The organism is Nonomuraea sp. NPDC050394 (genome assembly GCF_044459065.1).
Lineage (GTDB): Bacteria > Actinomycetota > Actinomycetes > Streptosporangiales > Streptosporangiaceae > Nonomuraea.
The window spans coordinates 913485-937138 of record NZ_JBITIO010000001.1; the positions used below are offsets into that span (position 1 = coordinate 913485).

Annotated in this window: 28 protein-coding genes and 1 pseudogene; 8 read left to right on the top strand and 21 right to left on the bottom strand. The window is 66.0% G+C overall.

The window, feature by feature from the left end:
• Positions 1 to 25: 25 nt before the first annotated feature.
• The 10 genes from ACIBKY_RS04505 to ACIBKY_RS04550 form a co-directional block, all read right to left on the bottom strand.
• The gene (locus ACIBKY_RS04505; RefSeq protein WP_397094350.1) at positions 26 to 1030 is read right to left on the bottom strand and encodes an HNH endonuclease; all 1005 of its coding nucleotides are present in this window, start codon (positions 1028 to 1030) and stop codon (positions 26 to 28) included.
• Positions 1031 to 1106: 76 nt separating this feature from the next.
• Complete coding sequence (locus ACIBKY_RS04510; RefSeq protein WP_397094351.1) at positions 1107 to 1901, bottom strand: tyrosine-type recombinase/integrase; 795 nt, start codon at positions 1899 to 1901, stop codon at positions 1107 to 1109.
• 118 nt (positions 1902 to 2019) lie between these two features.
• Positions 2020 to 2250, bottom strand: a complete 231-nt coding sequence (locus tag ACIBKY_RS04515; RefSeq protein WP_397095444.1) for an integrase core domain-containing protein — start codon at positions 2248 to 2250, stop codon at positions 2020 to 2022.
• Entirely contained in the window at positions 2211 to 3080 is an 870-nt protein-coding gene (locus ACIBKY_RS04520; protein ID WP_397094352.1) for a helix-turn-helix domain-containing protein, read from the bottom strand. Before ACIBKY_RS04520 ends, ACIBKY_RS04515 begins: the two co-directional genes overlap by 40 nt.
• Before the next feature lie 65 nt (positions 3081 to 3145).
• Positions 3146 to 3298 carry a hypothetical protein gene (locus ACIBKY_RS04525; protein ID WP_397094354.1) on the bottom strand — a complete coding sequence of 51 codons (153 nt, stop codon included), beginning with the start codon at positions 3296 to 3298 and terminating at the stop codon, positions 3146 to 3148.
• A gap of 157 nt (positions 3299 to 3455) precedes the next feature.
• The gene (locus ACIBKY_RS04530) at positions 3456 to 3809 is read right to left on the bottom strand and encodes a YybH family protein (RefSeq protein ID WP_397094356.1); all 354 of its coding nucleotides are present in this window, start codon (positions 3807 to 3809) and stop codon (positions 3456 to 3458) included.
• 237 nt (positions 3810 to 4046) lie between these two features.
• Positions 4047 to 4193 (bottom strand): hypothetical protein, encoded by a 147-nt coding sequence (locus ACIBKY_RS04535; protein WP_397094357.1) that lies wholly within the window; start codon positions 4191 to 4193, stop codon positions 4047 to 4049.
• A 476-nt stretch (positions 4194 to 4669) separates the two neighbouring features.
• Complete coding sequence (locus ACIBKY_RS04540; protein WP_397094359.1) at positions 4670 to 4864, bottom strand: hypothetical protein; 195 nt, start codon at positions 4862 to 4864, stop codon at positions 4670 to 4672.
• Positions 4865 to 5030: 166 nt separating this feature from the next.
• On the bottom strand, positions 5031 to 5543 hold the full coding sequence (locus ACIBKY_RS04545) for a hypothetical protein (RefSeq protein ID WP_397094360.1): 513 nt from the start codon (positions 5541 to 5543) through the stop codon (positions 5031 to 5033).
• 30 nt (positions 5544 to 5573) lie between these two features.
• On the bottom strand, positions 5574 to 5723 hold the full coding sequence (locus ACIBKY_RS04550) for a hypothetical protein (protein ID WP_397094362.1): 150 nt from the start codon (positions 5721 to 5723) through the stop codon (positions 5574 to 5576).
• Between the two features lie 235 nt (positions 5724 to 5958).
• On the opposite strand from ACIBKY_RS04550, the gene ACIBKY_RS04555 reads away from it, so the two are divergent.
• Positions 5959 to 6372 (top strand): hypothetical protein, encoded by a 414-nt coding sequence (locus ACIBKY_RS04555; protein WP_397094364.1) that lies wholly within the window; start codon positions 5959 to 5961, stop codon positions 6370 to 6372.
• Positions 6373 to 6615: 243 nt separating this feature from the next.
• Here the strand turns inward: ACIBKY_RS04555 and ACIBKY_RS04560 are convergent, their stop codons facing one another.
• From ACIBKY_RS04560 to ACIBKY_RS04580, 5 genes are all read right to left on the bottom strand, one after another.
• Positions 6616 to 8121: a serine hydrolase domain-containing protein gene (locus tag ACIBKY_RS04560; RefSeq protein ID WP_397095445.1), complete on the bottom strand. Its 1506-nt coding sequence runs from the start codon at positions 8119 to 8121 to the stop codon at positions 6616 to 6618.
• A 98-nt stretch (positions 8122 to 8219) separates the two neighbouring features.
• Positions 8220 to 8864: a response regulator gene (locus ACIBKY_RS04565; protein WP_397094365.1), complete on the bottom strand. Its 645-nt coding sequence runs from the start codon at positions 8862 to 8864 to the stop codon at positions 8220 to 8222.
• A complete protein-coding gene (locus ACIBKY_RS04570; RefSeq protein WP_397095446.1) occupies positions 8855 to 9913 on the bottom strand; it encodes a sensor histidine kinase in 1059 nt (352 codons plus the stop codon). Before ACIBKY_RS04570 ends, ACIBKY_RS04565 begins: the two co-directional genes overlap by 10 nt.
• Entirely contained in the window at positions 9807 to 10211 is a 405-nt protein-coding gene (locus ACIBKY_RS04575; RefSeq protein ID WP_397094367.1) for a transposase, read from the bottom strand. The genes ACIBKY_RS04570 and ACIBKY_RS04575 overlap by 107 nt, the downstream gene beginning before the upstream one ends.
• Before the next feature lie 223 nt (positions 10212 to 10434).
• A complete protein-coding gene (locus ACIBKY_RS04580) occupies positions 10435 to 10935 on the bottom strand; it encodes a nuclear transport factor 2 family protein (protein ID WP_397094369.1) in 501 nt (166 codons plus the stop codon).
• Positions 10936 to 11155: 220 nt separating this feature from the next.
• Here ACIBKY_RS04580 and ACIBKY_RS04585 point away from each other — a divergent pair.
• Positions 11156 to 11293 (top strand): annotated as a pseudogene (locus ACIBKY_RS04585) (aldehyde dehydrogenase family protein); the annotation flags it as partial.
• A 113-nt stretch (positions 11294 to 11406) separates the two neighbouring features.
• Here the strand turns inward: ACIBKY_RS04585 and ACIBKY_RS04590 are convergent.
• Positions 11407 to 12468: an integrase core domain-containing protein gene (locus ACIBKY_RS04590; RefSeq protein ID WP_397094370.1), complete on the bottom strand. Its 1062-nt coding sequence runs from the start codon at positions 12466 to 12468 to the stop codon at positions 11407 to 11409.
• Between the two features lie 849 nt (positions 12469 to 13317).
• Between ACIBKY_RS04590 and ACIBKY_RS04595 the strand changes: the two genes are divergently transcribed.
• Complete coding sequence (locus ACIBKY_RS04595; RefSeq protein ID WP_397094372.1) at positions 13318 to 13908, top strand: hypothetical protein; 591 nt, start codon at positions 13318 to 13320, stop codon at positions 13906 to 13908.
• Positions 13909 to 14291: 383 nt separating this feature from the next.
• On the opposite strand, the gene ACIBKY_RS04600 is transcribed toward ACIBKY_RS04595, so the two are convergent.
• The 3 genes from ACIBKY_RS04600 to ACIBKY_RS04610 form a co-directional block, all read right to left on the bottom strand.
• Positions 14292 to 14990, bottom strand: coding sequence for a molybdopterin-dependent oxidoreductase (locus ACIBKY_RS04600; protein WP_397094374.1), 699 nt, complete (start codon positions 14988 to 14990; stop codon positions 14292 to 14294).
• A 474-nt stretch (positions 14991 to 15464) separates the two neighbouring features.
• The gene (locus ACIBKY_RS04605; protein WP_397094376.1) at positions 15465 to 16628 is read right to left on the bottom strand and encodes a hypothetical protein; all 1164 of its coding nucleotides are present in this window, start codon (positions 16626 to 16628) and stop codon (positions 15465 to 15467) included.
• A gap of 417 nt (positions 16629 to 17045) precedes the next feature.
• Entirely contained in the window at positions 17046 to 17531 is a 486-nt protein-coding gene (locus ACIBKY_RS04610) for a hypothetical protein (protein WP_397094378.1), read from the bottom strand.
• 202 nt (positions 17532 to 17733) lie between these two features.
• Between ACIBKY_RS04610 and ACIBKY_RS04615 the strand changes: the two genes are divergently transcribed.
• The 3 genes from ACIBKY_RS04615 to ACIBKY_RS04625 all read left to right on the top strand — a co-directional run bounded on the left by ACIBKY_RS04615 (position 17734) and on the right by ACIBKY_RS04625 (position 19327).
• Positions 17734 to 17868, top strand: coding sequence for a hypothetical protein (locus ACIBKY_RS04615; RefSeq protein ID WP_397094380.1), 135 nt, complete (start codon positions 17734 to 17736; stop codon positions 17866 to 17868).
• Positions 17869 to 17949: 81 nt separating this feature from the next.
• Entirely contained in the window at positions 17950 to 18669 is a 720-nt protein-coding gene (locus ACIBKY_RS04620) for a pentapeptide repeat-containing protein (protein ID WP_397094382.1), read from the top strand.
• 148 nt (positions 18670 to 18817) lie between these two features.
• Positions 18818 to 19327 (top strand): hypothetical protein, encoded by a 510-nt coding sequence (locus ACIBKY_RS04625; RefSeq protein WP_397094384.1) that lies wholly within the window; start codon positions 18818 to 18820, stop codon positions 19325 to 19327.
• Positions 19328 to 19359: 32 nt separating this feature from the next.
• On the opposite strand, the gene ACIBKY_RS04630 is transcribed toward ACIBKY_RS04625, so the two are convergent.
• Positions 19360 to 19878 carry a hypothetical protein gene (locus tag ACIBKY_RS04630; RefSeq protein WP_397094386.1) on the bottom strand — a complete coding sequence of 173 codons (519 nt, stop codon included), beginning with the start codon at positions 19876 to 19878 and terminating at the stop codon, positions 19360 to 19362.
• A gap of 626 nt (positions 19879 to 20504) precedes the next feature.
• Entirely contained in the window at positions 20505 to 21293 is a 789-nt protein-coding gene (locus ACIBKY_RS04635; RefSeq protein ID WP_397094388.1) for a helix-turn-helix domain-containing protein, read from the bottom strand.
• Positions 21294 to 21519: 226 nt separating this feature from the next.
• Here ACIBKY_RS04635 and ACIBKY_RS04640 point away from each other — a divergent pair, with 226 nt between their 5' ends.
• Together ACIBKY_RS04640 and ACIBKY_RS04645 are read left to right on the top strand one after the other, a co-directional pair.
• Positions 21520 to 22188, top strand: coding sequence for a DUF4097 family beta strand repeat-containing protein (locus ACIBKY_RS04640; RefSeq protein ID WP_397094389.1), 669 nt, complete (start codon positions 21520 to 21522; stop codon positions 22186 to 22188).
• 135 nt (positions 22189 to 22323) lie between these two features.
• Positions 22324 to 23553, top strand: a complete 1230-nt coding sequence (locus ACIBKY_RS04645; protein ID WP_397094390.1) for a serine hydrolase domain-containing protein — start codon at positions 22324 to 22326, stop codon at positions 23551 to 23553.
• Positions 23554 to 23654: the final 101 nt, after the last annotated feature.

Genomic DNA, 23654 nt, shown 5'->3' on the forward strand with positions numbered 1-23654 from the left:
ATTGATCTTCGGCGTGCTCGCAGGCTCACGACTGGGAGGGTTGGCCCGAGGCAAGGGTCGCTTGAATGAGGTCGCGGAGTTCGGTCGGAGTCGGCCACGGGGCCTTCCGATGGATCATCCGGTGGCAGTTGCTGCATATGAGCGCAAGATCGGAGAGCTTCGTGCGCCCTTCGCCGGCTTGGTGGAGCGGGACCACATGGTGGACCTCGATGTAGCCTTCGCCGCGCTGGCCGTACCGGCTGGCGAAGTCGAAGCCGCAAGCTTCACAGACGAGCTGACCGCCGCCTTTGAGAACACTCTCAATCTTGCGGCGTCGAAGCTCGTGGCTTCGCTCGCGAGCGAGATGGCGACGCAAGAGCAGTCGGCCCTCAGGCGCGCTGAACTCGTCCTCATCGCCGTCTGGGGGGAGCGATGCGAGGTCTCCCTGCAGGCCCTTCCGGATCAGGTCGGCGGTTTGTGCCATCTCCGCAGGTCGTTCGATGAACGCCTTGATGACTTGCAGATCAAGGGCGCCGCCCTTTGTTGGCCGGCCGGTGTAGTCCGGGTGGTGTGTAGCCAGGTCGAAGGTCTTGCGGGCAACGCCGTTCGAGTTTCGGAAGGTTTCGCCGCGGATCTCTGACGGGTGGATCGGTGCGGTCTGCAGGAGTGCGGAGAGGTCGCTGACGGCGGGGTTGGTTGAGTCGAGCCCTCTCCACCCGTGCTTGACGACAAGGTCGCACGCGAGAAGTAGCTCGTCCCATGCCCAGTCGGGATTGCGCACGACCTTGATACGGAAGCCGGACTTCTCAAGCCAGCCAGCGGCGCCTTCACGCCCGCCGCTGAACTCATCAGCAGTTAGCGGCGCCCCGTATTCGTATCGATGAGCGACACCAGCGATCGCCTTGGAGTCGTACTCCTTGCCATCGTGAACCAGGAGATACGAACGCGCGGGTCCGTACCCATAGGTGGCGAGGAACTGGTCCCTGCCTAGCTCGTCGTACTCGATGATCGTCTTGAGCACGGATTCACGGCTGATCACTCCCTTGGGCATGGCCGAAGCGTAGGTCTCACATCCGACATATATGGGCCTATTGGCCTACAGGGTGCAGTGTCGGTACATGAGGCATTCAATCCAGTTGGTGAAGTGGCTGGCGTGCCTGGTTCATCCGGTCGATCCAAATGTCGTCGTAGCCGTCCATGCAGCGGTGATAGATCCGCTGCAGGACCTCGACGCTGTGCCCGGCCCACTCCGCTACCTGCGCAGCCGGGACGCCGGCCGACAGGCGCCAGGTGACGCCCGCGTGACGTAAGTCGTACGGCCGACGCATAAGTGGGGAGGTCACCTGCTCCGGGGTGAGAGTGAGGGGGCGGATTTTGGCCCACAGGCGGGAGTAGGTCGACTTCGGTACGGGGTTGCCGCTCTCGGAGCGGAACAGGCGGCCGTCGGGGGCGACGCCGTACCTGTTGATGTGCTGGCGGAGCAGGGTGACCAGCTCAGGCGGGATCGGGATCGACCGGACCGTCTTTCTCGATCGGCCCTTCAGGCCGCGGTTGTCGTGGAGCTGGCCAGAGTCGGTGTAGTCCTTGCCGACCTCGGGTTTGGAGCCTTCAAGCAGGAGCTTTCCCCATCCTGTCTCAGGGAGTTCGCAGTTGGTATCGCGGAGGCGGGCGGCCTCGGCAGGGCGCATCATCGCGTAGTACAGGCAGGCGAAGAACGCAACGAAGCGCGATCCCTGGCGGGCGCCGATGTAGCTGCAGGCGGTCAGGGCCTGGCTGATCTGGGCTGGGTTGCCGACGGCCCGGGGGTCGATGGCGATGTCGACGGTGGGCTGGGCCCAGTCCTGTTTGAGCGTGGGGGAATCGAGGGGGTTGACTCGCAGACGCTCACGGCTGACCGCGTAGCGCAGGCTGTTGTAGAACACGCGGCGCATCCTGCGGTGGTACTCGGGTGCCGCTTGGCTGCCGTCGAGTTTGGTGCTGCAGGCCTGTACCGCTTCACAACTCGTAAACATGCTCTGAGCTGGCATTTCTTCGGATCAGCTAGGCGGCTCGGTGGTACTCGTTGATGGCCCCGCCGAGCACCTTCCGGCGCTGAATCCGGCCTTCCAGCGGCACCACGACGTCCTCGTGTTGATCAGGTGGGCGTTGCCGGCGGGACTGGTGCGGGCGGTGCGCGTTGTAGTGATCGGTGTACTCGTTCAGGATTGATCGAAGGTGGCGTTCGTCGTAGATCAGCATCCGGTCGGTGCATTCGGCTCGGACGGTGCGGATCCAGCGTTCGGCGTAGCAGTTGGCGCGGGGCGTTCGTGGCGGTGTCTCATCACCGTGACGCCCTGGCTGGTGAAGATCTCGTCGAAGGCGGCGGTGAACTTGGCGTCCCGATCACGGATGAGGAACCGGAACGAGGTGGCTCTGTTCCCGAGGTCCATGAGCAGGTTGCGGGCCTGCTGAGCGGTCCAGGCGCCGGCAGGATGGGCGGTGACGCCCAAGACGTGAACGCGTCGGGGTTCCACCTCCATCACGAACAACACGTACAAGCGCTTCAAGAAGACCGTGTCGACGTGGAAGAAGTCACAGGCGAGCAGTCCCTTCGCTTGCAGCCGTAGAAACGTCCGCCACGAGGTGTCGAAGCTTCGTGGCGCCGGACTGTGCCGGCGTGAACGCAGGATCCGCCGCACGGTCGCCGCGCTGACCTGCATGCCGAGGCGAACCAGTTCACCGTGGACCCGCCGGTACCCCCATCTTGGGTTCTCACGGGCCAGGCGGAGGACCAGATCCCGGACCTCTTTGCTGGTTCCGGGACGGCCAGTGCGGTGGAGATAGGTCCAGGAGTGTTTGATCAGACGACGGTGCCAGGCCAGCAAGGTTCCCGGGGTGACCAGCCTATGAGCTCGCAGCACCGACGGCAGGAAGCGGGCCAATGCAGCGAAGAGCGCCCTATCGGCCCAGTCCGGCCTCGGCCGGACGACCTGACGCTTCAACACGGCAACCTCGTGGCGGAGCACCATGATCTCGGCATCCTTGGACGCCTGGCTACGCCCCAGCAACACCAGCCAGCCGAACACCCGGATCAAGGTCAGATACAGCAGACGAACCGACACGAACTGCGATCTTGCCCATAGGGCCTGTGGAGGTCAAAGCCGCAGATCAAGCGCCACGCGATGAGTTATGAAGCGGTACAGGTGAAGTTCAGGGTCAGGGTGCTGGTCTGGCCGGTGTTCCAGGTGATGTGCGAGGTGGCGGTGCCGGCCAGGGTCAGGCAACTGCGGCCCGGTACCAGGAAGCCGCCGGACGCGGTGCCGGAGGTGATGGCCGGCACGCTGACCGATGTGCACGGGTCGAACAGGTTGGCCCGATTTGATGGTGACGGTCTGCGGTGTGGAGGCTGCTCGTACTTGGTCTGTCCCTATCGCAGCCGTCACCTGGGCAAATACACCGACAGCACTTGATCGAGCCAATGTACCACTGCGGATGAGCTACACACTGAGCACGTTGGCCCAGTCGAGTGCCCAGCGCCAGCTTCCGTCGGCCTGACGGCGCGCCACTTCGACGGGGACGTCACCGATGGGCAGATGGCGGCTGGTCATCGCCAGATCACCGTTGACCAGGGACGGCCTGTCTTCAACGGGGGAGAACTCGACGCCCGAGGCGACTAGTTCCTCGAAGGCCGCGCGCAGCTGATCATGCCCGACCGCGAGTGTGCCGTCGGGGAACCTGGACACCGCGTCAGGCTCGAACAGCTCAACCACTCCGTCGACATCACCGGCGTTCACCCGCTCGAAGAACAGGCGGGACAGGTCCCTGGGCTCCTTGGCGACTTCCCGGCTCATCACGTGCTCCTTCATTCGATATCCGTGATCACAGGGTAGGCCGGGGGGCACGCGTGGAGTATCGGGCGGTGGTCCTCGGCCTTTAGCCCTATGCTGTCTAGGCCCAGCTCGACGGCGAAGGTCCTGGCCAGTGCTGCCGGGTGTCGGACGGTTCTGGCATGAGGGCTGTCTCGCAAATGGTGGCCGCCCGTAACGCCGTCAATGTGGTGGCCTCCTGCGGGACGGCGGGCGACACGTTCAGTCGCTCTTGTGGCCCGGGGTGTCGCCGTTCCATTCCAGGAGGGCAGTCAGGATGGTTTCCAGGGTGCGCCGATCCTCTTCGCCGAGGGTGTGCAGCAGGCGGGCGTGGTTGGCGAGGTGGAGCGGCAGGACGCGGTCGATCACGCTGAGCCCGTGCGGGGTGAGCCGGATCTTGACAGAGCGGCGGTCGTGGGATCGTGGTCCCGGGTGACCGGGCCCTTGTCCCGCATCCGGTCGACCGCAGGGTGATCGCACCGGTGATGAGCAGCGAGGCCTGGAGAAACTCGCCAGCCTTCAAGGCGTAGGGCTCTCCGGAGCGTCGCAGCGTCGACAGGATGTCGAACTCGCCAGGCTCCAGGCTGTGCTGGGCGAGGAAGTCCTTGATTTCCCTGTCCCACAGCCGGGCCAGTCGCATGATGCGGCCGACGATGCCGATCGGCGTCGGGTCGAGATCGGGCCGTTTGCTGCGCCACTGCTCAAGCACCGCCGCCACGGAGTCTGCCATGCCCGCCTCCAAGTATATGAGTGCTCATCTATTTGACATGCATAAGACCGCTCATTATCTTAGCGCTCACTTAACTATCGCTCATCCAAGGAGTGCAGTCATGTCTTTCGTCACATCAGGAGATGCCCGCGTGCACTACGAGGTCGACGGCCATGGGCCCGGCCTGGTCCTGGTCCACGGTATGGGCGGTGAGGGCTTGATGGGATCGGTGCCGGTTGTAGAAGTTCTCGTACGCGCCCAGCGCGTGGCGTAGATGGCGTTCGTTCCACAACAGACATCGGTCCGCCCGCAACGGCACGTCTGCACCCACCTCTCCATGACGGAGTTCATCCGCGGCATCCGGATACCGGTGAGCACGGTCTGGATCCCGGCTTCGGCGAGGATCTTCTCCATCAGAGCGGGGAACTTGCCGTCCCGGTCGCGGATCAGAAAGCGCGCCCTGCAACCCGCATCCTCCAGGTCCATCACGAGATTCCTTATCGCTTGGGTGACCCAAGCCGCGGTCGGGTGAGCGGTGGTGCCGAGCACGCGGACGCGTCGTAGCGTCGGCCGGTGTGCTCGATGACGGCCAGGTTGTACTGGCGCTGTCCGCTCAGGGTGATGGTCTCGATGAAGTCGCAGGCCAGACGAGCGTCGGCTTGCGAGCGCTGGAAGTCGGCCCAGGTGGTTGACGCTCGCTCGGGTGCTGGGTCGGTCCCTTCCTGCTGCAGGATCTCCCAGACCGTGGAAGCGGCGATCTTGAGGCCGAGCGTGGTCAACTCGCCATGCCCCCGCCGATATCCCCAGGACGGGTTCTCCAGAACCAGACGCAGGATGAGCGTGCGGATGGAGCGGGCCGTCGGCGGACGCCCGCGCCGCTTCGGCCGGCAGGTACGCGCATGCCGCCGCTTCACGATCTCGCGGTGCCGGCGCTGGATGGTGTCCGGGCGGACGACAAGCCGCAAGCGACGCAGGAGCGCTCGAGGTAACGAGGCCAGAAGGGCGGCCACGAAGACACGCTCCTCAGGAGCGAACCTCACCTAGGTATCGGCGCCGAGCTGCCGTTCCAAGACCATGACCTGGTGACGCAGGGCGAGAATCTCGACATCCTTGTCCCGATCGGTCATCGGTAGCAGCCGTAGCGCGGCGAATGCGTTCGTGACGGTGAGATAGGCCAGGCGAAGTAGCACGACCGATCATCATGCCGCGCTCCGCGCGGCTGGGGATCGCGTACAGCAGGTTGTTCCAGCAGCTCATTGACCTGGCCGGATGGCATTTTCGGCAGGCGCAGGGCCCACGCCCGCCGCAACGATGCGATCCGTCAGGCCATAAAGCGAATCAATAACGACCTCTCCTAGTATCCGCAACACCCGAACTCGTCGACTGCGGTGGCGAGGCAGAGATCGCAACTTAGGGAGAGCCAGCATGAGGATCGCGTCACCAAGTAGAGCCGCCATCGCTGTCACGTTCGTCGCCAGCCTGGGGCTGATGGCCGCCGCCCCGGCAGCGCAGGCAACAGCTTCCAGCGCGTCAACAGCCTCCAGCGCGGCGTGCGAGCTGCATATCGGGCTCACCCGCAAGGACGGCAACTACATCCGAGGCTACGGCAGCAAGCTGGGCTGCGAGAACAGCACATCCTGGCTGTATCTGCAGTGGGAGCGCTGGAACGGCTGGTGGACGCAGACCGAGAAGGCGGTGAACGGGAGTGGCTTCGACGTGCCGATCAGCTGGTTCTGCAAAGGGACGGGCACACACAACTTCAAAGTGCGGCACTACATGCGTACCTTGGGCGGCTCCACGAAGGTCAAGGACTCGAACATCATCCGGGTGACCTGCTGACTACTGACTGCGGTGACGGGATGAATTCGCCAGGTTCGACCAGCCGTCCTCCAGCAGGTGGAAGGCGCGGGTGATCGCCCGGCGTGGGTCGTCGTGGCCGCGGGCCGCCCCTTCCCTGCACAGAACCAATGCCGCCTTCGCCAGCCTCTTGACGTCATCTAATGATCGTTAACTTCGGGGCATTGGGTGTTCGCGTGTGAAACGGCGCTGGAAGTCGTGAAGCCACGGAGCCAGTCCCGGTGCTCACGTCCCGGTCGTAGAGGTGTGTGCCTGTGGATGCAGTGGTGCCGGAGCTGACTGGCGACGCTGCTGTCGCAGGAGAGCGCGGATGCGGGCGGTGGTGACCATGATCCCGGTTGCTGTGGTCAGGCCGACCGTGGCGAGGAAGGTCGGCCAGATGTGAGACAGCAGGACAAAAGTGACGCCGCGTCCGCCAGTGATCAGTTCCAGGATGCGCGGTAGGAAGGCAAGCACCGGCAACGGCAGCAGATAGGGGACCAGCCGAAGCGTCGTCCTCCAGGAGGCGGCGGTGGCGCGACGCTGCGCCCAACGTTGCGCTCGGCGAGCTTTGACGGCTCCGCCTGTCGCGATTGAGATCGCGGCGGCGAGGGCGGTCAGGTCGGCGATGAAGGCGAGCGGGAGCGGGGCGCCCGTGCCGGGTGTGCCCTGGGTCAGGGCGATGAGGTCGTCCATGATGGCCTCGACGTCGGCCTCCAGCGGCATGCGGCTGTTGGACATCAGCGCGATGCCGTACCCGCTGTCGGTCAGGAGCACCATGGTGGCCGTGGAGGTGAAGGACGATCCGGGGTGCGTGATCTGGCGGGGCCCGTTGTGGGGGTCGGGGTTGTCCCAGCCGAGGGCGTAGTGTCCGTCGGGTGCGCTGGGCCGGTGCAGCTCGCGCAGCCCCTTCTTGGACAGGACGGTGCTGGCCGTGCCGCGGGTGTGCAGGGCCAGCCAGTTGGCGAGGTCGTCGGCGGTGGTGACGATGCCGGCCGAGCCGGCGACGAACCGGTCAGGCTCGGTGCGTGGCCAGGTGAGGCCGAGGAAGCGGTTGTGCCCGTCGATGAGGCCGGGGACCGGGTCCCGCCAGTTGTCGACGGTCACGGTCGAGGTCATCCGCAACGGGGTGAACACCCGCTGGGTGAGGTAGTCGGCGAAGGGCAGCCCGCTCACCACTTCCACCAGCCGGGCGGCGACCCAGTAGTTGGGGTTGTGGTAATCGTGTCGCCGGCCTGGTGGGGCGGCCAGCTTGGCCCGGCGCAGGTCCGCCACGGCCTGGCGCAGGGAGTCCGGCTGGGCTAGACCGGCCTCGGGATAGGTGGTATCCGACATGCCGGAGCTGTGGTCGAGCAGCTGGCGAATGGTGATCTGCTCGGCTCTGGGGTCGGCCATGGCGAATTCCGGCAGATGCCGAGCAACGGGGTCATCGAGCCTGAGGTCGCCGGCCTCGGCCAACTGCATCACCGCCAGGGCGGTGAATGACTTCGACAGCGACGCGATCCGCATCGGTGTCCGGCTTGTCACCGGCTCACCACGCGCGTCATGCCCGTATCCGCCGGTGTGCAGGACGCGTCCGTTCTTGACGAGCGCCACCGCGACGCCGGCCAGGCGGGCAGGGCCGAGATTGGCCTCCACGACCCCGGCGATCGCGGCCGGGTCCGGCTGCGCCGCCGCGGCGGCGGGTGAGACCGGCGAACCGAGGCAGAACGCCACCACGGCGGCCGCGCTGGTCACGAAGTGCCTTGTCATCAGGTTCACACATACTCCTGTGCAGAGGGTCGGAGGGAAGAGGGCAGGGCCGAGCGACCGGGCGGCCCTGCCGGCCGTCCAGTGGTCAGATCCGGGGGTTAGTCGTTGAGGAAGCGCACGATGGCCAGGACCCGGCGGTTGTAGCCGTCGGCGTGCGCGAGGCCGAGCTTGTCGAGGATGGCGTTGGCGTGTTTCTCCACCGCGCTGCGCGACACATGCAGCCGTCCGGCGATCGATTCGTTGGTATGCCCCTGTGCCATCAGGGCGAGCACCTCGTGCTCACGCACGCTCAGCCGGGCCAGGGATGTGGTGTCGCGGGCCCGGTTGAGCAGCCGCCGTACGACCTCCGGGTCGAACGCCGTGCCGCCGTCGGCCACCCGCCGCAGCGCCTCCAGGAAGTCGCCGACCTCGACCACCCGGTCCTTGAGCAGGTAGCCGACCCCGCGTACGCCACCGCCGGCGAGCTGGGCGGCGTAGCGCGTGTCGACGTACTGCGACAACACCAGCACGCCGATCCCAGGCTGCCGGCGCCGCACGGCGAGCGCGGCCCGCAGGCCCTCGCTGGTAAAGGTCGGCGGCATGCGCACATCGGCGATGACCACCTCCGGCCGATGCTCATCACACGCGGCCACCAGCCCTTCCCCGTCGCCGACGGCCGCCACAACCTGGTGGCCCTCCTCGCTCAGCAGCCGGGTCAGGCCCTCACGCAGCAGCGTGCTGTCTTCGGCCAGGACTATGCGCATGGCAGCTCCACCCGCAGCGTCGTCGGCCCCCCTGCGGGGCTGTCGAGGTCGAAGCGGCCGTCGTAGGCGGCCACCCGGCGGGCCAGGCCGGACAGGCCGCGCCCGCCGAGGCGGGCGCCGCCGACACCGTCGTCGCTGACACGTACGCGCACCATGCCAGCGGCTTGGCGGACCTCGACCTCAACCCGTTGAGCCTGGCTGTGTTTCAGCGCGTTCGTCACCGCCTCGCAGACCACGAAGTAGGCGACCGTCTCCTGGGCCGGGCCCACCCGCATCGGAACGTCGTAGTCCAGGTCGATCGGCACGCTGGAGCGTTCGGCAAGCGACTCCAGCGCCGCCGGCAGCCCGCCGTCGTCCAAGGCCACCGGGTAGATCCGCCAGGCCACCTCCCGCAACTCCTCCAGTGCGCGACGGGATTCCTCCCGTGCCTGCCGGAACAGCGCGGCGGCAGCGCCGGAGTCGTCGAGGCGATGGGCCCGGCCGAGCAGCATGCCCAGCGCGACCAGGCGCTGCTGCACGCCGTCGTGCAGGTCCCGCTCGATCCGCCGCCGCTCGTCATCGACCGCCTCCAGCACCTCTGCCCGCGTCCGCGACAGTTGCTCGACGCGGCTGCGTAGCACCTCTTTGTCGCTGGGCGCGAGTCCCCATTCCGCCAGCCGTCGTTCCAGCGCCGCCAGGCCGATCAGGGCCTGCGCCGCCAGGAAGATGACGAGGAGTCCGAACGCCGTCCAGGTGATCGGGTCGTACCAGCTCATCTCGGCACGTTGCCCGGTACCGCCGGACAGCGCCCGCCAGCTCAACGTCGCCCAGATCCCGACGAGCACCAGCACCCCGCCACCGAGCCCGCCGACGATGCCGCGCATCGTCACGTACGCCAGCGCACGCCCCCCGGCCAGACACGGGGCGACGGCGCCACCCAGCCAGCGATTGACACGGACTCGATCAGCCTCGGCCAGCCACCCGGCGCCACGGAACGACCAAGGCCGGGTAGACGGCATGACCAGCAGCGGCATCGCGATGACGACCCACGCCAGCTCGACCACGGCCATCACCGCCCCGAGCACCAGCCCGACCATGCCACGTACTGCTGCCCACGCCACAACCATGGTCACGAACTCTAGACAGCCGCCCAGCGACAGCACATTGAAGGTTTCCACAAAGCCTGGCCGCGCGAGCTGCCCTAACTCGCCTCATTTGGGCGGCGCGCGCTCGCAGCACCCACTCGCGCAGGCTGCCCCGGCTCACGCCTAGATCGGCGGCGATGCCTTTATAGGTCGCCCCCTCGGTGGACTCGTACAGGGCCACCGCATCGGCCCTGAACTCCTCCGAATAGTCCTTCAACGCCATCGGCGGTCTTCTCGCTTCCTCCGGATCGAGCAAGATCCAGTATCAGCGTGTCCACCGCTCGGGGGAGGTCCCAGTGACCCTCCCCCGTCACGGCGACACACCGTATCGCGATAGCCACAATCCGCTATGCGCGAGACGTCACCCGAGCTGCCGGATGCGGCAAACGCGAAGATCGGGCGAGACGCTCAGGGAGTGGTGAACCCCTCTGGATCGCCCGTCCTGGTCACGTGTCATCGCTATCGGGCTGACAAGCCTCAGCGATGGCCTGGGGATCCCAGTAGAACGGACGACACTCCAGCATGAGTCCATCCCGCACGGTGATCAGTTGCACGATCAAGGTGTCGACTTGTTTGCCGGTGGATCGGGCCCGAAACCGCACCCGATTCCGCACGACGACGGTGTTCGCATCCCCCCAATGCTCCTGCTCCAGGAACTCCATCGACTCCCAGACCTCACTGAAGACGGCCAGAAATCGCTCCATCTCCTCATGTCCACGCCAGATCCCGGTCCCGGTGAACGGCAGTCCTGGAGCCTGGTGAAGCACCACCTCCGGGTCCAGCAGAGCAGCTACGGGTTCATAGCCGGCCTCACCGAAACCACCCGCAGCCACGTACGCGGCCTCGGCCGCGTAAAACCTCTCCATCACCGTCCACGCGTCCGCAGCTCGCGGCGAGCTTGACTGATCCTCGCCGACCTGGACCTCTGACGTCCTTATCGTGCTCATGATCCGAGTGTTTCGAGTATCCCGGATCCCTGCTGGCATGAATCGGACCTCTCACTCCCCCTGGGTCTTAGGACTCCGCGCACCACGAAGGATGATGACGATCACAGCTGGCTGACGAGAGGTTAAAGGACAAGCTCAGGAGGGGAGGAACTTGGTCAGGAGGTCGGCGATCTTCGGCCCGGTCCTGGTCGTCATCGCCTTCGACGACGAGGACGAGGCGGTGCGCATCGCCAACGACTCCCCGTACGGGCTCGGCGGCGCGGTCTGGACCGCCGACCCCGAGCACGGCCTGCGCATCGCCCGCCGTGTGCGCACCGGCACCTTCCACGTCAACGGCGCGGCCCTGGACATGCACGCCCCGTTCGGCGGCTTCAAGGCCAGCGGGCTGGGCCGCGAGTTCGGCGGGGCGGGCCTGACCCTGTGGGGCTCAAAAAATAGGATTCGATGTCTGACCTGCGGATTCTTGGTGCGTCAGCTGGCGATCTGGTACTCGTTGACGAGACCGCCGAGTAGTGGCTTGTGGTGGACCCGATGGCTTGCCAGGTCGGCTGGCGCGGGCGGTCCGGTTTCGGCTTGGGATGGGCTCAACTGGCCGAGGCCCCGGTGAGGCCTGGCCCCGTTGTAGTGCTCCAGGTATCGGGTGAGGGTTCGACGCCGGTGTCGCTCATTGAGGATGAGCATGCGGTCGAGGAGTTCACGGCGTAGGGTGCCGATCATTCTCTCGCAGTGTGCATTGGCTTTCGGGGCTTGTGGCGGACTCTTCAGGACGCGAAGGCTCGCGTCGGCGAAGGCCGTGTCGAAGGCATCGGTGAACTGGCCGGCACGGTCGCGGATCAAGAACGTGATGTTCGTCGTGTCGGTGTCCATGAGGAAGTTACGGGCGGCTTGGACGGTCCATTCGCCCGTGGGGTTGGCGGTGACACCAAGCAGGTGAGTACGACGGCTGCGATGCTCGAGCAGGACCAGGGCGTAGATGCGTTTGAGGTTGACGGTGTCGACGTGCAGGAAATCAACGGCGACGATGTGCTCGGCCTGGGCAGTCAGGAATTGCTTCCACGTTGGTCCGCTGCGGCGCGGGGCGGGGTCGATCCCGGCCTGGTTCAGGATGTTCCACACGGTCGAAGCGGCGATCTTGTGACCGAGGCGGGTCAGCTCACCGTGGATCCGCCGGTGGCCCCAGGCCGGATTGTTGGCGGCCATACGCAGCACCAGAGCCTTGACCGCAGCAGCGGTGGGCGGCCTCCCAGAGCGGCGACGCCGACTGTAGTCCCACTTCCTCGCTACAAGCTTGCGATGCCAGGTCAGCAGAGTGGCCGGGGATATCGGGAAGATCTTCGCCCAGCGACGGGGTAGCAGGGACGAAAGCGCCGCCAACCACAGCCGGTCGGCCGGTTCGTAGCGCACCCGTGGGACCTGACGGCGCAGGACCGCGTTCTCGTGCCTGAGCACCAGCAGCTCCGCCTCCTTGGAGATATCACTGCGAAACAACAGAGCGGGCAGCGACAGCAAACGACGAGTGACGGCGTACACCATGGACAAGAGCACAAACGATGATCCCAGCCAACTCGAACACCAGCTGCCCACTGCCCCTGGAACACCCAGCCCAACCGGGCGATGAACCCTGACCCTGGCGACGAATCGTGTTCTTGAGCCCCACACGCTTAGCCGAAGCCTGTGCCGATGCCGACGACGGTGAGATCACCCAGTACCCGGCTGGCGCTCCAGCCGTACTGGCGCGCTACCGAACTGCCCCGCCGCCAGCCCGCGCCTTGGTTGACGCGGCCCTCGACGCCCGTCGGCTAATCCCTAGCCTTCCTGCGCTTCCACTTTCCTTATTGGCGGCTGGCGCCAGCGGTTACCTCACTGCTCGGCAGTATAGCGATCTCGACGATCGCTGGGTGACCGGGGCGGTGAATCATTTGGCCGACGCTATTTCATGTCGAGGGGCACGCCCTCCGCTCAGTCGCCTCCGCCGCCCTGGGGATCCAGAATCCGATGAATCGTACTATCGCCTGTCCGACTACCTTGAACCAGCAGAGCGCACGTGCCGCGAATGGGTCGTTGAGCCGGCATCGCTTTGGGATGCACTCCTCGAACACGCGCCCGAGAAAGACCTACCGGAGCTTGCTATCGGTGCTGGTATCGATGCCTGTACCGCTATGCCATTCGCTTCGCTGAAGCAGGTGAAACAAACGCTTTTCTGTCGCCCTCCTAAAGCATGCAAGTGGAGAGCGTCGCGTTGAAGTCGCCTATGACGATCGAGACGCCATCGACAAGTACGCGGAGGCCGGTTTTCCGCGTATTGCAGGCTGGGGCGTCGACGAGACGCTCAATTAGTATCAGAGCTTTGTCGACGATGGCGAGGCTGGATGCTTGTTGTGGATGGCTGGCCTACTGGCAGCCGAGGATCGTGCGGAGGAGGCAGTCGCCTACTGCTGGCGGGCCGTCGAAGCAAACGTCGACGGCGCCATGGAGACGACCGTCTCCCTGTTGCAGCAGGCAGGCCACACCAAGGAAGCACTCGCCTGGTTGGAGCACCGCATTGAGCACGGCAGCGTCCGTGCCATAACTCTTATCGCCTCGATATGGCAGACGAAAGGTTGCACCGAGAAGGCGCTCGCAGACTACTGGCGTGCTTTCGAGGCAGGCGATTTAGTCGCTCTATGGCGCATCTCGAAGATTTTCCGTATTCAAGACCGCACCGAGGATACACTCAATTGTTCCCTCCATGCCGTTGAAGCTGGACAGCATTACGCGATGGGACAGGTGATCGACCTCTTACGCGAGTTGGGGAGAGATGGGGAAGCCGAACAGGCTGAGCGCTACGGGCTCGAACCAGGAGGAAGAATCGCCGTCTCGTGGGGTCAAGGGAAAGGCGGATACGCTGTGGCACGTCATCGTGAACGGTCGACTCGCAAAGATACATCAAGCCCCAGCCGCGACAACACCGCTAGCCAGAGCCTGTCGGCGTGACCCCACCGCGGCCGACCACCAAGCTGACGGCGGAGCACCCGGTTCTCATGACGGAGCACCAGCAGCTCAGCCTCTTTGGACAGATCAGAGCGGGCCAGCACCGCCACAAGCCCGCATAAGCACCGAACCACACGGTGGATCAGCGACAACAACACCTCGCGATGGTGACAGCCGCCGCGCTGATCGCGCAGCAGAATCCCAGCTCAGAGCCCGAAACCGTGTTTTCGAGCGGGACAGGTGGAGTACGGCGTCCCCCGCTCGTGGTGGACTTGGCTCGGCGCAGCCAAGGCCGCAGGGGCCGCTGGGACACGTCGCCTGACAGCAGCGCGGATCACGGTCGCCGTCGGCGGCCGGGCCGAGCCGCGGTCCCGGCGGAAAGCGAGTCACCGTCGCCGAGCGCGGGACTCCTGGCCACCGCGAGCGCTGAGAAACCTGATAGGAGCGATGAGCAAGCGGTAGAAGGGCCGCACGATCCAGAGGGGGAGGTAGTGACGCTCCTCCTCCCAGACCCTGGCCCTCGGGTGGGTGGGGACCAGCAGTCGATCGAGGAAGGAACTTTGTTCTCTCGGCTCGGCGGTAAGGACTTTGATCCGGCAGAGATGCTTGGTGTTGATGTAGCCGTACTGTTGCGGGCTTACCAGCCTGGCCGGCGCTCCGTGGTCATCGTTCAGGGGGCGTCCATCGAGGCGCTCCGCGATCAGTACGTCGTCGGCCAGGGCGTCCTCAATGGTGACAACCGAGCGCCAGCCGTCCAGCCCGCGGAACTCGAGATGGGTGGCCGGGGCGCCGGGCCGGAGTACCGGTTCGATATGGGTGCGATAGACCGTCTGGAAGGAAACCCCCTCCCAGCGCAGATCGGTGGCCGACCACCCGGCGACGCAATGGAAGTCGGCAGCGAGCTCTCGCCGGGGAAGCGTCGCCAGCGAGGCGACCGGCAGGTCGAACTCTTCGGCCACCGCTCCGCTGATCGTAATGACGGGGTTTGCGGGTACGGCGGGCGCGGGCTGGGAAAGGCGATGACCAAAGCGCGGGAATCCGTTGACGCGGCGCTGACCGGGGGGAAGCTTGCGACTCGCCTGCATCTGACGATGATCCTTTCGTCTGGTTCGACGGGCTCGTTGATGGCTGTCGTCAGGATCGCGTCCCAGCGCCGGGCGCCGCCTCCCCTGCCAGCGGGAGTTGTCTCCCCCTTCCGGGGGAGAACCGCCCGATGTGGATCTTTATGTGGTCGGGCGTGGCAGGTCCGTGGGGCGCCCATGGTGGCGGTGCGCAAACTCGCCGACCACGTTCATGAACTCCTGTCCGGCTGACACATGGCATTTCTCACGTCGCAGATGACACGACAACCGGAGGATCGCCTGTCTGGTGCCAGATGGACGGCGCAACAGGACACGGACGACGGCAAACGGTGAAGCGCCCCGGTCTGTGGGTGACGCGAAGACGGTCACGGCCCTCAAGTACAAGGCGGTCCTCCCGAGGAAGCGCCAACTCGGGAGGACCTCACGCATCGTCGACCGATGTGGTCTCATGCCTTGCGGGTCAATGTCCGTCTCCGGTCACCCGGAGGCGCAGTCCTCAGCGGCAGCGGGAGTCTCGTCGCTGTCGTCGACCGCGTCGATGGTGAAGTAGTCGTTGTGGATGATCCGGTCATATGAGTACCAGTTGCCCAGAGCGCGGCCTCCGGCCTCGTTGTGATCGGCGTCGATGGGGCAGGCCGAGTAGCGGTTGTCGCCCTTTGCCGCTCCTTGGTAGGTGGAGGCGAAGGGGTATTCGTCGCAGTGGCGCCGTTCCCCGTTGGGGCCGGTTGTATAGTTCTCACCCCATTGGGCGACGCAGGTGCGTACGGCTTGCGCGTGGTTCTTGCGGCCCAGGGTGGGATCTTCGGTGGGCCGGTAGATGCGATTGAGATAGTCACCCGTGGTGCCCGGCTTCCAGTCCGCTCCTGGCCATTTGCCGGGCACGGTCTTGCCGTCCCACTTGGGGAAGGTCCTTTCCTCCGCCTTGTTCTGGGCGTTCCAGATGTGCCGGGCTTCTTCGGCTACGTTGGGGTCGCTGGTGCGGAAGCGCAGGAACGGCATGACCCGGTCGAAGATGGTGCCGTATCGGCGGGAGTCAGGGATGCGGTTGTTCTTCAGGTACCAGGCGGAGTCGAATCTCACCGTGTTGGGCCAGGTGCGGGCGGGCTCCGTCCAGGGCCCGGGGATTCCCGGGATGAAGATGGCCTGGAAGGCGCCGGTGGCTCGGCGTTCCCGGTCGGTGGTGGACTGCCGGCTGTTGGGTGAGTCGAATGCGAAGAGAATCTCTGGCTCGCCACTGATCCATTGGGACACGGTCCTCGCCACTTGCAGGGGTGCTGCACGTCGGCAGGATCTGGCGCGGTCCGGCCAGCCCTGGCAGATCATGGCCACGGCGAACCGTTCCTTGAGGATCCCGGGGTCGGCGGACCATTCATCGAAGGTGATGCCGAAGTCGACGCGTCGTCCGGATGCGGGGTCATCGGCCTGCCAGGCCCAGCCGCGCATGGTGAATCTGAACTTCAGCTCGCCGAGGTAGCGGCCCCGGGGGTCGTAGTATTTGAGCTTGACACGGTTCCACTGGCAGTAGGAGGCGTGGTCCTTGACCCAGCCGGCGTATTCTTCTTCGTCGCCTCGGTCGTTGTTGCGGCATTCCTCGACGGTCATGCTCGGAATCGCCAGGGTTTGGGGGTTGGCGCTGAGCATGCTGGACGCCTCGGTGCCGGTGAAGATGCCGCGGCGTGCTCCGTACTCCCGGTTTTCCCGGTCGCTTGAGGGAGCGGCTTCCGGGGGTTGAGGAGAGTTGGGGTCGCCGATGTAGCTGCCCGGGGGCGGGCCTGGTTCGGCGGTACCCGTAGGGGGAGGAGAAGATGCCGGAGTCGCCTGGCTGGCCCCGGCAGGGGGCCCGGCTAAACCGGCGAGGAGGACCGTAACGGCCATCGTGACCGCCAGCCGTGGCTTTAATCGGGACTGCATCACATACCTCCTGACAGAGACATTTGACAGTCTGCGAGCCTAGGTTTGCTCGCGCTGTCCGTGAAGAGCCCTGCCGTGTAAGCGATGCAGAATTGAGATAATTTGTGGGCGTAGTGGAACCGGTAAGCTTCAATCCGTGGTGTGGATCTACTTATTTGCCGGCCAGATCTGCAAAAGATAACGTTCTATACCGTCGAATTCTTCGGCGCGTTCCAGTTGTCCTTGGCGGGCCAGCTCGGAAATTCGTTGCCTGATTTCGGTTCTGCCTTGAGCGAGGATTCGGACATTGAATCGCCTCGATCCTCCATGAAGCCGGAGTCCGTGCAGGTCAGGCGCCTGCGTGCCCGCAGGGGCAACCGTCACGTACTCATCAATATCTATTTCGTGCCGAGATTCTGCTTCCCATTCAGGCCAGCTCGGTGGCTCGCCATCCGGGACTCCCGCCCACTCTTCCAAGGTGAGCTGCACCTGCGCCAGTCCGTCCTGGGCACACTTGATCGAAAGGATCTCCTCGCCTTCCGCGACGAATCCTTCGAAGGTGCGGGGCGGCTGCTCGCCGCTTTCACCGCCGACATCGATCGCCCCATACTCGGGGTAGCACAGCAGTACTATATGAGTGAACCGTCGACTCACTGATTTCCTCTCGTTATTCACGCCATGGAAAGACTCTGGGAGATCAGGGCAGCCCCGGGGCTACCGCAGCCGAACTTACCGTTTGAGCAACGCCGTATCGACGTGCAGAAAGTCACTTGCCAGAATGCCAGCGGCCCGAGCGGTAAGGAACTGGCGCCAGGTCGGTGAAACGCGACGCGGGCTGAGCCCCCACCGCCACGACGTGATCCGCAACCTCGCCCTCCACCGCGCCCGCATGGCCAACCTGACCCTGCTCGCGATCGAGGCCAAGGTGCCCGCCGCTGTACCGCCGCACGTGGAGGAGTTCCTCGCGCTGCTCGCCCCGGCACAGCCCTGACCCGATGTCGCTCGCAACCTTGCTGATCTCGAAGTGAGCAAACCGCTCGCAGGACCATGCGGAAGCGGTTGAAATCACGTTATGCCACGCCACCAGATGGGCGGCCACGTCCCCGCGCTGGAAGTGGTCGCCGCCGCGACCAGCGCCAAGGCCCGGCGCATCGCTCGCGCCGAACCTCTCGCGACCCCGGCCGCCGGCGACACGACGAAGCACGGCGGCTTACGCGTCACCCCGCCCACCCATGCCGAGTACGACGCACTTCCCGCCGATAGGCGGATGGAACTGGCCGAGGCGCGACGGCAGCGCCCCTGGCAGCACTTCACCGCGATCGGCGTGGTCGTCGCCAAGGACTCGCCAGCCGATGCCACCACCATCGAGGACGTCGTCGTAGCGTTCATCCTCGAACACGACTACCAGCCGACCAAGACGGCACCCCATCCGCCGGAGTCCGGCTGGCAGCCTGGCCCTGACGAGGCCCACGCAGTGCGCGTCCTCGGCAAGGTCCTGGACGGTAGCTCGGGTTACCGATCACTTCGTTCGGCTCAGCTCGCCGGGGTGCGCTGGGGTGGCGCCGATCTCACCGGCAGCCATTTACCACACGCGGACCTCTACAAAGGGGACCTGAGCAGCGCGAACCTGCACAGCGCGAACCTGATCGGCGCGAACCTGCACAAGGCGGACCTTTACGGCGCGGACCTGAGCAGCGCGGACCTGAGCGGCGCGGACCTGCGTGGGGTACGCGGAATGACAGAGCAGCAGATCAGGGCGGTGGCCAAGGTGGATGCCACCACCACGTTCTGATGCTCCACTCCTCCGGCATGCCGAGGGCGCGGCCCGCGCACGCCACGCTCTCCCTGCCGCGAGCGTCCAACCAGCCCGGCGCGACGTTAACGCCACAACCCGGCATCCTCCCCGGCGACCCACCACTGACCCGCGCAACGGGGGAGCGATGCAGAAGATCCAGGCCCGCTACTACACCAACGGCCGCCTGCGCCCGGTCCGGCTGATCGTCATGCACTCCATGGAAGCCCCGGAGAAGCCGACGACCGCCGAGAACGTCGCCCGCTGGTTCGCCACCAGCAGCCCGAAGACCTCCGCCCACGTCAACGTCGACAACAACAGCGCCGTGCGCAGCGTCGAGGGGTTCGGGATGCAGGTCGGTGATGGAGAGGTAGAGCGGTTCCCCGTCTGGGTGCCCGGGGTCGACCACGATGAAGGATTGATCGTTATCGCGGCGCGTGGCGATGCCAGGCATGAGGTTGGCGGTAGCGCGCAGGGTGAATGGCTGGGTCATCTGGAGCATCACGGTGTAGGCGACCGGAGTGGCCCGCATTCGCTGATAGGGGCGGCCGCCGTAAGAGCTGTCGGGATTCCCGTCCATGTGTTGCACCTCAACCGTGACGCCCGGGGGCAGCTCAATCTCAGCGATGATTCGAACGGCGGCATCGGCGAGCAGTGAAATAAGGTCTCTGCCGTGTTCTTCGACCACGCTTAGAGGCAAGCCTCCGTGGGCGCGCAGTGTGTCCTTGAGCAGGTCCAGTCCAGCCCGGCAGGTGCCGGGTGATGTGCCGGATTGCGAGCAGGGGCTGTGGGCTCTTGCATGCGGGAGGCGGGTGGTTGAGCCGACTCAGAGCTGAGGGCCAGACTCTCAAGAGGTCCATCCGCCATGGGCGCGAACTCGGCCATCTGGTCGGAAGTACGGACCGCGTCGTAGAGCCTCTTGAACAGCACCGCTTGGTCGTCTCGGTCAAGGGCGGGCGTGTGCTGGTCGGCGAGGTAATAGACAACGGCCTTGAAGCGCAGCCACTGAGGCACGCCTCCTTCTCCCCGCAGAAGCTGACGGACTCGCTCATCACTGATCGTGCCCGGGTAGCGGTCGTCCTGATTGATGGCGTTGGCGATCTGGCCAGTTCCCGGACGGCCGGCCCCGTCGTAAAGCCTGAAAAGAGCAGAGGTCATGGTTCGCAGCGGCAGGGCGCGCTCATTCGGTAGCTCGATCGATTTGCGCATGGGCACCAACTCCGCCAACAAGTGCCAACTTTTACCAACTGGGTCAGGTAGCGGCGCAGAGGTTCGGCGGTGGGCGCCTTGGAAGAACTCGGCAGTCCAAGAGGGGGAACACGTCCAGGACCAATGCGAAACGACTTCCGCCAGAGATCAACAACTGGTCGTGTGGGGGTCGCATCGTGAAATCAGGCGTCTCGCTCACGAGCCGCCTGGGGGTTCAGATGACCGTGCGATCGGATCGACCCGTCCGTCGGTACCCCCGGCAACACGCGCATCGAGGAAGGCGTAGGACAATGACCGGGATCTTGGTGGAGTTGCTGACGGGGCAAGCCCCGCATGGAGCGTCGTCGGCGTGGCGCTCATCGTGCTCATGGCCGCGGTACTGTCCTTCGTGGGCCTGGCCGTGGGCAGAGCGCTGTTCGCCGCAGACCCCGCGGCCCGGACTCACGCCCGGAACGTGCTGCGGGATCTCCCTGGGTCGTTCTTTCGCAGGCCGCCTCGCTGAGAGCCCGGCCCAGCGCGGCCAGCAGCACCACGTCGCTCAGCGCGTCATCGCCCAGCCGGGAGGCGGCGAGCGCGACCAGGTCACCGGCGGGCAGGTGCTCAACGTCGTCGGCGCCGCTTTGAGATCATTTGTGTTGGGCGCCTCCGTGGTCGGTGCGTCTGTCCGCGGTCGGGGCTGGCGTGTCCGTGTCGTCCGTGGTCGTTACGGGTTGCGTGTGGAGGATCTCGCGCGCCTGCTCGGCGGCGCGGGCGATCCTCTCTCCGACGAAGTCGACGAAGCGGGCGATGTTCTCCAGGCGCACGGCGGCCGGGGTACCAGGACCGAGGATGTCGACGCCCTGCCGGGCGGTCTGAGCGAGCCGGGCGTTGTCGCGGGCGGCGGCGATCATCGACTGGTACCAGACGTCGTCGTCAACGCGGTATCGCTCGCGGCGGCGCTCGTCGCGTTGGCGGTGGACGAGGCCCTGGCTTTCGAGGAGCGCGATCGCTTTGGAGACGGACGCCGGGCTGACCTGGAGGCGTTGGGCGAGTTCGGAGGCGGTCAGGCTGCCCGCGTCGGTGGTCAGCAGGCAGGTCTGCAGCCGGGCCGTCATCTTGGGCATGCCCTGGTGCATCAGGAGGGTGGTGAACACCTCCTCGTACTCGCGTACGGCTTCGGCGTCGCGGCCGTAGGCCTGCTCGGGTGCCTGAGGCTCGCGGGGGGCGGGCTGCCTGCGCCGGCGGATGCGGCGTTCGGTGGCGCGGTGGGCCAGGCCGGCGCGGTAGGCGGTGGGGCCGCCGTTGCGCAGCACCTCACGCGTGATCGTCGAGGTGGGGCGGTCCAGCCGTCGGGCGATCTCCGCGTAGGCGAGGCCGTCGGCCAGGCCCAGTGCGATCTCCTGGCGGTCCTGCTGGGTGAGTCTGCCTCCTGGCACCGCGATCTCCCTCCGTGCTTCCTTGGCGCCCTCACCATAGCGTTCATTCTCCATCCAATGCAACGACCGGTTTCGGCGACGTTGCATTGAATCTAGCGCCATCGCAACGATAACTGGCTCTTGAACAGCATGTTTGGAACGCGAAAGCGACTTTCTCGTTGCCTTATCTAGAAAGACAACGTAGCGTTTCCAATATCAGAAACGACGAGCGCGGAAGAAGAGCACGATGCAGAAGTTCGACACCCCCACCCCGATCTCCGTCGACCTGGACATCCCGGCCGGACGCGTGCAGTTCATCGCCGCCGACCGGGGCGACGCCACCGTCGAGGTCCTGCCCGCCAATGCCGAGAAGGGCCGCGACGTGAAGGCGGCGAACAAGACCGAGGTCGCCTACGACGGCGGCGTCCTGCGGATCAAGAGCCCTGAGGCGAAGAACCAGTACTTCGGCCCCTCCGGAGCCATTGAGGTCACGGTCCAGTTGCCAGCCGGTTCGCGGGTCATGGCGAGATCATCCTGCGCCGAGTTCCGGGGCGTCGGCCGGTTCGGCGATGTCGCCTTCGAGGGCGCGCAGGGCGTGATCAAGATCGACGAGGTCGCGAGCGTCCGCGTCACCGCTTCCGGGGGTGACGTCTCGGTCGGCCGCCTGGGCGGCCCCGCGCAGATCAGTACCGGGCACGGTGACATCACCATCGACGAAGCCGTGCGCGGCGCGATCGTGCTGCGCACCCACATGGGCGACGTGTCGGTACGCGCCGCCGCCGGAGTCTCCGCCTCGCTGGACGCCGGCACCGGCTACGGCCGGATCCACAACGCGCTCAAGAACACCGACGGCGCCGCTGACCTGAACATCCAGGTAACCACCGGGCACGGCAACATCGACGCCCGCAGCCTCTGAACAGTGCCCCCACGTCCCTTTGACCACCGCGGCGAATGAACTGCGCATGTCCCGGCCCACACCACCGAGGCCATGAACGCCCCGCGGGCGGCCTCGAAAGATCGAACACCGTAATAGGTAGTTGAGGAGATCATCATGAGAACTGGCTTTTCCGAAGCAGGGCTGCGCAGGCTGCGCGAGGTGCTGGCACGGCATGTCGAGTCCGGGAAGATCCCCGGGCTGGTCGCCCTGGTCAGCCGGGGCGAGCAGACACACGTCGAAACGCTCGGCACGATGCGCCACGAGGGCGGCGCGGCGATGAGCCGCGACACCATCTTCCGGATGGCCTCGACGTCCAAGCCGGTCGCCGTATCCGCGACGATGGTGCTACTGGACGAGTGCCGGCTGCGGCTGGACGACCCGGTCGATGAGTGGCTGCCCGAGCTGGCCGACCGCCAGGTGCTCACCCGGCCCGACGGACCGCTGGACGAGACCGTGCCCGCGCGGCGGCCGATCACCGTACGGGACCTGCTGACCTCCACCTGCGGACTCGGACTGGACCTGGCGGCGAAGACCGCCCCGATCATGGGCGCGCTCTTCGAGCGGGGGGTCTACGGCCAGGAAGACGGATGGCTGCTGCCCGCACCGGACCCGGATGAGTGGATGCGCCGCCTGGCCACCCTCCCGCTGGCCTACCAGCCCGGCGAGCGGTGGCAGTACAACCTCAGCGACGACCTGCTCGGCGTACTGGTCGCCCGGGTCACCGGCCGCCCCTTCGCGACATTCCTGCACGAACGCATCTTCGAGCCCCTCGGCATGACCGACACCGGCTTCCACGTGCCCGCCGACAAGATCCACCGGCTACCGCCCCTGTACGCCCCCGACTGGCAGACCGGCGCGTTCAACGTGGAAGACGAAGCCGAAACAGGACACCACAGCAAGCCCCCGGCCTTCCCCTCAAGCGGCGGCGGACTCGACTCCACCGCCGACGACTACCACGCCTACTACCGGATGCTCCTCAACGGCGGCACGCACGACGGCCGACGCATCCTGTCCCAGGCCGCCGTCGAACTGATGACCACCAACCAACTCCCGCCCGCGCAGCAGGCAGCCCGGCAAGCCTGGGCCCACGACAACGTCCACGTGGGATACGGCCTGGGACAGCATGGCGGATGGGGCTTCGGCATGGCCGTACGCACGCACCGCGCCGACTACGCCCCCACCGGCCAGTTCGGCTGGGACGGCGGCGCCGGCACCACCACCTACGCCGACCCCGACAACGACCTCGTCGGCATCCTGCTCACCCAGACCGGAATGTCCACCCCAGACTCGGCCCGAGCCATCCACGACTTCTGGACCACCCTCTACCAAGCCCTCGACAACTGACCCGCCTACCTGATCGAGGCCGGTTCGGTCATCAGAGTTCTGCTTCCGGCGATGGGCCCCGATGCCCGTCGGGCAACAGCAACCTCGGCCAAGTCGACGCC